The organism is Paraburkholderia sp. (genome assembly GCF_035656215.1).
GTDB lineage: Bacteria > Pseudomonadota > Gammaproteobacteria > Burkholderiales > Burkholderiaceae > Paraburkholderia.
This window is the reverse complement of sequence record NZ_DASRSY010000351.1, coordinates 1-6,046: the sequence shown is the minus strand read 5'-3', so window position 1 is coordinate 6,046 and position 6,046 is coordinate 1. Positions and strand designations below refer to the sequence as shown.

At 62.7% G+C, this 6,046-nt stretch carries 6 protein-coding genes; 2 read left to right on the top strand and 4 right to left on the bottom strand.

Annotation, left to right across the window (positions count from 1 at the left end; translation table 11 throughout):
* Positions 1 to 411, bottom strand: a 411-nt coding sequence (locus VFE81_RS20515; protein ID WP_325046349.1) for a YihY/virulence factor BrkB family protein, incomplete at its 3' end; no start/stop codon positions are given.
* Between the two features lie 198 nt (positions 412 to 609).
* Between VFE81_RS20515 and VFE81_RS20510 the strand changes: the two genes are divergently transcribed.
* Positions 610 to 1,149 (top strand): YbaK/EbsC family protein, encoded by a 540-nt coding sequence (locus VFE81_RS20510; RefSeq protein WP_325046350.1) that lies wholly within the window; start codon positions 610 to 612, stop codon positions 1,147 to 1,149.
* 31 nt (positions 1,150 to 1,180) lie between these two features.
* On the opposite strand, the gene VFE81_RS20505 is transcribed toward VFE81_RS20510, so the two are convergent.
* The 3 genes from VFE81_RS20505 to VFE81_RS20495 form a co-directional block, all read right to left on the bottom strand.
* The gene (locus tag VFE81_RS20505) at positions 1,181 to 2,704 is read right to left on the bottom strand and encodes a SulP family inorganic anion transporter (protein WP_325046348.1); all 1,524 of its coding nucleotides are present in this window, start codon (positions 2,702 to 2,704) and stop codon (positions 1,181 to 1,183) included.
* A 370-nt stretch (positions 2,705 to 3,074) separates the two neighbouring features.
* Positions 3,075 to 3,665, bottom strand: coding sequence for a BPSL1445 family SYLF domain-containing lipoprotein (locus tag VFE81_RS20500; RefSeq protein WP_325046347.1), 591 nt, complete (start codon positions 3,663 to 3,665; stop codon positions 3,075 to 3,077).
* 232 nt (positions 3,666 to 3,897) lie between these two features.
* Positions 3,898 to 5,286 (bottom strand): FAD-binding oxidoreductase, encoded by a 1,389-nt coding sequence (locus VFE81_RS20495; RefSeq protein WP_325046346.1) that lies wholly within the window; start codon positions 5,284 to 5,286, stop codon positions 3,898 to 3,900.
* A 468-nt stretch (positions 5,287 to 5,754) separates the two neighbouring features.
* On the opposite strand from VFE81_RS20495, the gene VFE81_RS20490 reads away from it, so the two are divergent.
* Positions 5,755 to 6,046, top strand: a 292-nt coding sequence (locus VFE81_RS20490; protein ID WP_325046344.1) for a glutathione S-transferase N-terminal domain-containing protein, incomplete at its 3' end; no start/stop codon positions are given.

Sequence of the window (6,046 nt, the reverse complement as noted above, 5' to 3'; positions counted from 1 at the left end):
CCCCGTGTACGGCCACACCATATTGAGTGCGCTATTGAGCGATGAGAAGGTCGCCGAGGCGCCGATCGCCAGCATCGTGAATGAAATGATGGCCGCGACGCCGCCGGCGCTGCCGCTGTGATGGGCGTTCTCGACGATGGTCTGCACGCCCGCGGCGGCCTGGTCGCCGAGCAGGCCGTGAATGTGGGTGAACAGCTCGCCGCGCGCGGCTTCGGCGCCGAAGAACCAGCCGGCCACCGCGATTACCATGACCAGCGTGGGTGCGAGCGAGAATGCCGCATAAAAGGCGATGCTGGCAGCCATGGCCGCGCAACGGTCGTCGGCAAATTGTTTGAAAGCGCCGATTGCCCAATTGGCCTGCTTGCGGGCCACCAGTTGAAGGTTTTCGCCGGAAAGCGTGTCGATGTCCATGGTCGTTTTCTCAATGGGATACGGGCGCCGGATGCGCCATGTGCGTGCCGTTGAGGTGGCATCGACGCAGTCTTCGCATCGACACCTTGCGCAAACCTTGTGCCTGTCACTATAACAAGCGCTGTCTGCGCCTGCGCATGATGTGCCGCAAGCTGGTGTGCCGTTAGAATGCCGATGGACCTTCACACTTTGATCACTATGCACTCGCACGAACCCGTAAAGCAGCTGGACGTCATTCCTGCAGAACAATTGAGCGCGCATTTGCCAGCGCACGTCGTCGAGAATTTGCCGGCTCAGGGCGTGACCGTATTTGCCGTTAGCGATGACGCTTCAGATACCGCCGAATTCAGCGCGCGCTACGGCTTCGGCCTCGAAGACTGCGCCAACACAATCGTGATCCGCTACAAGAAGGAGGGCGCCGAGCACTACGCAGCGCTGGTCTCGCTAGGGTCGCTGCGCCTCGACATCAATGGCGCGGTGAAGGCGGCGCTAGGCGCACAGCGCCTTTCGTTCGCCAAGCGGGAGGCCGCCGTGGAGCATAGCGGGATGGAGTTCGGCGGAATTACTGCCTTCGGCTTGCCGGACGACTGGCGCGTTCTCGTCGACGCCGCGGTCATGGAGCGTGCTCAGATCGTGATGGGGGCAGGGGTGCGGGCCGCCAAATTGCTGTTGGCGCCCGAGGTGCTGCAGCAGTGGCCGCGTTGTGAAGTTGCCTCGCTTGCATTGCCGGCCGAGTGAATTGGCTTCACCGCGGCCTTGAACGCGGCGGTTAAAGCGGCGCGCGCCGATGAAGAAGGTCGCCGCTTCCTGATATCTCAACGCCGGCCTGGGTCAGCAAGCGCAGGCTGCGCTCCGACAGATTTTTCACGCGTAGTTGCTTGCCGGCTTTCCGGTAGCGTTCGACCAGTCCCTGCAGCGCTGCCAATGCGGAATGATCCGCGAGCATCAGATGGCTGCAATCTACCGTGATGTCGCCTGGATCTTCGACTGGATTGAACAGCTCGTGAAAGCGGGTGGTCGACGCAAAAAACAGCGTGCCGCGCGGAACGTAGGTTTTGTCGCCGCCGTGATCTTCGATATGCGCGTGAATTTCGCGGGCATGCTGCCAGGCGAAATTGAGCGCGGCGATCACGATGCCACACAGCACGGCGATCGCGAGATCGGAGAACACGGTGATGACGGTGACTGCAACGATGACCAGCGCGTCGTTGCGCGGCACTTTGCCCAATACCCGCAGCGAACCCCATGCGAAGGTCTGCTGCGCCACCACGAACATCACGCCAACCAGCGCCGCCAACGGAATCCGTTCGATCAGCGGCGACAGAAACAGAATGAACATCAGGATCATCACGCCGCTAACGATGCCTGACAGCCGCGAGCGGCCGCCCGAATTCAGATTGATCATGGTCTGCCCGATCATCGCGCAGCCGCCCATGCCGCCGAACAGGCCCGAGGCGATATTCGCCGCGCCCAGCGCCAGGCATTCGCGATTCGGCTGGCCGCGGGTTTCGGTGATCTCGTCGGTCAGGTTGAAAGTCAGCAGCGTTTCCAGCAGACCGACGATCGCCATCAGCAACGCGTAGGGCAGCACCACATGCAGCGTGTCGAGGTTCATCGGTACGCTGGGCAAATGCAAACTCGGCAGGCCACCGGCAATGTGGGCCATGTCGCCGAGCGTACGCGTAGGCAGGTGCAAAAGCTGACTGAAAAGCCCCACGCCGACGATCGCCACCAGCGCGGGCGGCGCGGCGCGTGTGAACCGCGGGAGCAGATAGACGATCAGCATCGTCAGCGCGACGAGACCGCACATCATCAGCAACGCGCTGCCGTGCAGCCATTGTTCGCCTTGCGGCGTGCTCTGCCTGAAGTGCGCCAGTTGCGCCATCGCGATGATGATCGCTAGCCCGTTGACGAAACCGAGCATCACCGGGTGCGGCACCATGCGGATCAGCTTGCCCAGCCGCAACGCGCCGAACAGCACCATCAGGATGCCGCTGAGTATCACCGTGGCGAGCAGATATTGCGCGCCGTGCTGCACGACCAGCGCCACGGTCACCACGGCCATCGAACCGGCCGCGCCGGAGATCATGCCGGGCCGCCCGCCGAATAGCGCCGTGATCGTGCAGATGAAGAAGGCGCCGTACAGACCCATCAGCGGATTGAGGTGGGCAACCAGCGCGAAGGCGATGCATTCCGGCACCAACGCGAACGACGAGGTGAGACCCGCGAGGACATTGCTCTTGATACCGGGAAGATTGGCGAGCCAACCGTGAATGGGACTAGCGGTGTTCATCTGAAGGGAGCTGTAATTGCAGGTTGCGAGCGCGTCGGCTGTACGGGTGCGCTATCAACGTGTAAAAGGTGGCGCGCCGCCGTTTCCATACGTGAAAGCCGTCCGCGAGCGGTCGGCGAAGTGGGAAGCCGGGGCAAACAGCGTGGCGATACACGAGGCGCCAGACAGAACACATGTCGTGGCGAAGGCGGAGCAGTGGCCAGCCAGGATTGCAAAACGGGTGAATTTTACAGCAGTACGGTCAATGTGACCTGGTGAGGCGGGCAGAGCCGTGAGCGTGGCGCGGATGACGCCGCCAGATGGGGGCGTCACGCAGCCGCTTACACGACTGCGTGACTGCAGCGGACTGTCTTTAGCGAGCGTGCTTGGCTTAGATGATCAGACGTGAGACCTTGGTGCCTTCGAGCGACACACCGGCCATCAGGCCGCCGTTCGTCAGCACAAACGCTTCGACCGGGCTGGTGGCGGTCGAGGTATCGATCGCGCCGTTCGCGCCGACCTTCAGCACCGCGACCGTTGCATCGGCGCCTGCTGCCCATCCCTGGCTGCCGAGGAATTTATCCAGTGCCTCCTGCGTCATGAACAGAAACACGAGCGCTTTAGACTGCGCGCCGATCTGCAATCCGAACGAGCCCGCGACGGTGCTGTAATAGCCCGTTGTGCGTCCAGCCACGCGCAACGCGCCTTCGCCGTATTGCCCGCCGACCCAGAAGCCTGCCGAAATCACTGACGGGAATATGAGCACGCCGCGCGCTTTGGCGACCAGTTCACGCGAGCCGGTAACGTTCGCGTACAGACGCGACAGCGTGGAATCGACACCGGCGTTGATCGTGTCGCGCTTGCCGGCGTTTGCCGAAGGCGATGCGCTCGAGGACGGCGACGTGGTCGTGCAACCGGTGAGGCTAAAACCCGCCGTAGCCAAAGCAGCGCTCGTGGTCATGATGAATTGTCGTCTGCGCATGATTGTTTTCCTTTTGCGTGGTGAAGGTTGCGTTTTCTTATGTGACAGCGAGTGCCGTGAGTTTTCTTATGTGACAGTGAGTGCCGTGACGCCGGCACGTCCGTACGCTGGGAGCCCGTATGCCTGTTAATCCAGCATTTAGCGTGCCCGATGCCACGGCTTGTGGTTCAGACAACCGTAATGCGCTGACGTTCGCGGGGAAGCGGCGTTCAACGCCGCTTCCCCGCGATCCCTACGCCGCGGGGCGGATATTCTGATTGTGACGGAACAGGTTGCGCGGGTCGTAGCGGTTCTTCACGGCGACGAGACGCGCGTAGTTCGGCCCATACGCGTCAGCCACCCGGCCGCCTTCCTCCTGCGTCATGAAGTTGACGTACACGCTGCCTAGCGCGAACGGTGCTGCGGCGTCGAAGAAAGCGCGGGCCCAGGCAATGCAGCGCTCGTCATCGCTCGCGTCGTCCCAACGGCCGTGTACGTTCATCGCGTACTGCGTGTCGCGGCTCGAATAGGCCGTGGCTTCGACCGGCACCCGGCTCGTCTGTGCGCCGATCTGCCCGAAGAAGATTTCGCATTGCGGCGACGGCAGCTTGCCAATCGCATCGAGCAGTGCATCGATAAGACCGTCCGATATTTTGTCGAGATTGTGCGACTTCCAATAGTTACGGGCGCCCGGCGTCAGCAGCGGATCGAACGCCTGTTGCCACATGGCGTACGGCATCGGCCCAAGATGTTCTCCGACCGGCGTGCCGAAGCCGCGTACGGCCTCCACCACGGACGGCCCTTTTTCGATTGGGCCCGAGTAGCACATGGCGAATACGATGACCGGCTCGCCGTGCACTTCGGGCGGCAGGAACGGCAGCGGTGGCGCAAGCCGCAGAACGGCCCATACGCTCAATTCCTCCGGCATCTGTTCTACAGCCGTGCGGTACTGGAGCAGGGCATTTTTCGCCTGATCAAGCGGCAGCACGACGAGGCCGCCGTACACGAGCGGCCCGACCGGATGCAGCGCGAACTCGAAGCGTGTCACGACGCCGAAATTGCCGCCGCCACCGCGAATCGCCCAGAACAGATCGTCATGCGAGTCGGCGCTCGCGTGCAGCAGCTCGCCGTCGGCGGTCACCACGTCCGCTGAAATCAGATTGTCGACGGTCATGCCGTATCTGCGGCTTAGCCAGCCGAACCCGCCACCGAGCGTCAGCCCTGCCACGCCGGTGGTCGAGTTGATGCCGAGCGGCGTGGCGAGCCCGAACGCTTGCGCCTCGTGGTCGAAATCGCCGAGCGTAGCGCCAGGCTCGACATACGCGCGCCGCGCTAGCGGATCGATATGTACCGATTTCATCGGCGACAGGTCGATCACGAGGCCGTCGTCGCACAGCGCGGTGCCGGCGATGTTATGGCCGCAGCTGTGCACCGCCAGCGGCAGATTGTTGTCGCGCGCGAATGCTACGCCGCGGCGCACATCGGCCACGCCGGCGCAGCGCAGGATCATCGCCGGATGCCGGTCGATCATTGCATTCCAGATGCTGCGAGCCTCGTCGAAACCCGCGTCGCCGGGCAGCAACAGTTCGCCTCGGATCGCGGCTTTGAGTTCTTCGGCGGCGCTGCTGGACACGCTAACCATGACACACCTCCATACGTAATGGGAGACGCTCTCAGAACACAATTCAGCTGAGCAAAGTAAATTGAAAGCGCCTGGACAGGTTCAAACTGCGTCCAGTAAACGGGCCTGCTTCCGTAAGTCAAACGAAGGTAAACCCGCGTCCGCGATCGACGCCGCGCGAAAGCGCGTGCGGCAAGTGTCCGCGCGTTGCGGCGCGAGTCATGGCCGTTGTCGCTGCTGCATATGGTGGAAATGCTTCGGGAAAAGACCGCGAGAAGAAGTGTTGGTTGCGCGCCGCGGTGGTGGTTGCGTGGCGACACTTTGGTGGATGAACGGTGGCATTTTCGTTTGCGTGCCCGTCGCCGACCACCGCACGCCACGCATCTCTGCTATGCGCGCGACGAGGCCATCTCGTCAGGGGCGTGGTGCGCCGGCGTTAGAATGTCGGTACTCTTCGCAGCAGGGCAGCTTCAACGAAGGAGCGTCACCATGCTCAAGCTCTACGGATTTTCGAAGGTCAACGCTGGCGCGCGCGGCCACACCCGCGACCTGCGCGTGCTGTGGGCACTCGAAGAAATGCAACTGCCGTTCGAGGTGGCCGGCATGGACCACCCCGCACACGACCTGAACACCGAAGCCTATCGCCGGCTCAGCCCCTTCGAACAGATTCCATCGATCGACGACGACGGGTTGTTGCTGTCCGAATCCGCCGCCATCCTCGTCTATCTGGCGAAGAAGTCCGGCCGCCTGATCCCCAATGACAGCGCCGGCGAGGCGCAAG

Excerpts from the sequence above, each read along its gene's own strand:
- VFE81_RS20510 (WP_325046350.1), top strand. The coding sequence starts at position 610 with ATGCACTCGCACGAACCCGTAAAGCAGCTGGACGTCATTCCTGCAGAA.
- VFE81_RS20505 (WP_325046348.1), bottom strand. The coding sequence starts at position 2,704 with ATGAACACCGCTAGTCCCATTCACGGTTGGCTCGCCAATCTTCCCGGT.
- VFE81_RS20495 (WP_325046346.1), bottom strand. The coding sequence starts at position 5,286 with ATGGTTAGCGTGTCCAGCAGCGCCGCCGAAGAACTCAAAGCCGCGATC.
- VFE81_RS20500 (WP_325046347.1), bottom strand. The coding sequence starts at position 3,665 with ATGCGCAGACGACAATTCATCATGACCACGAGCGCTGCTTTGGCTACG.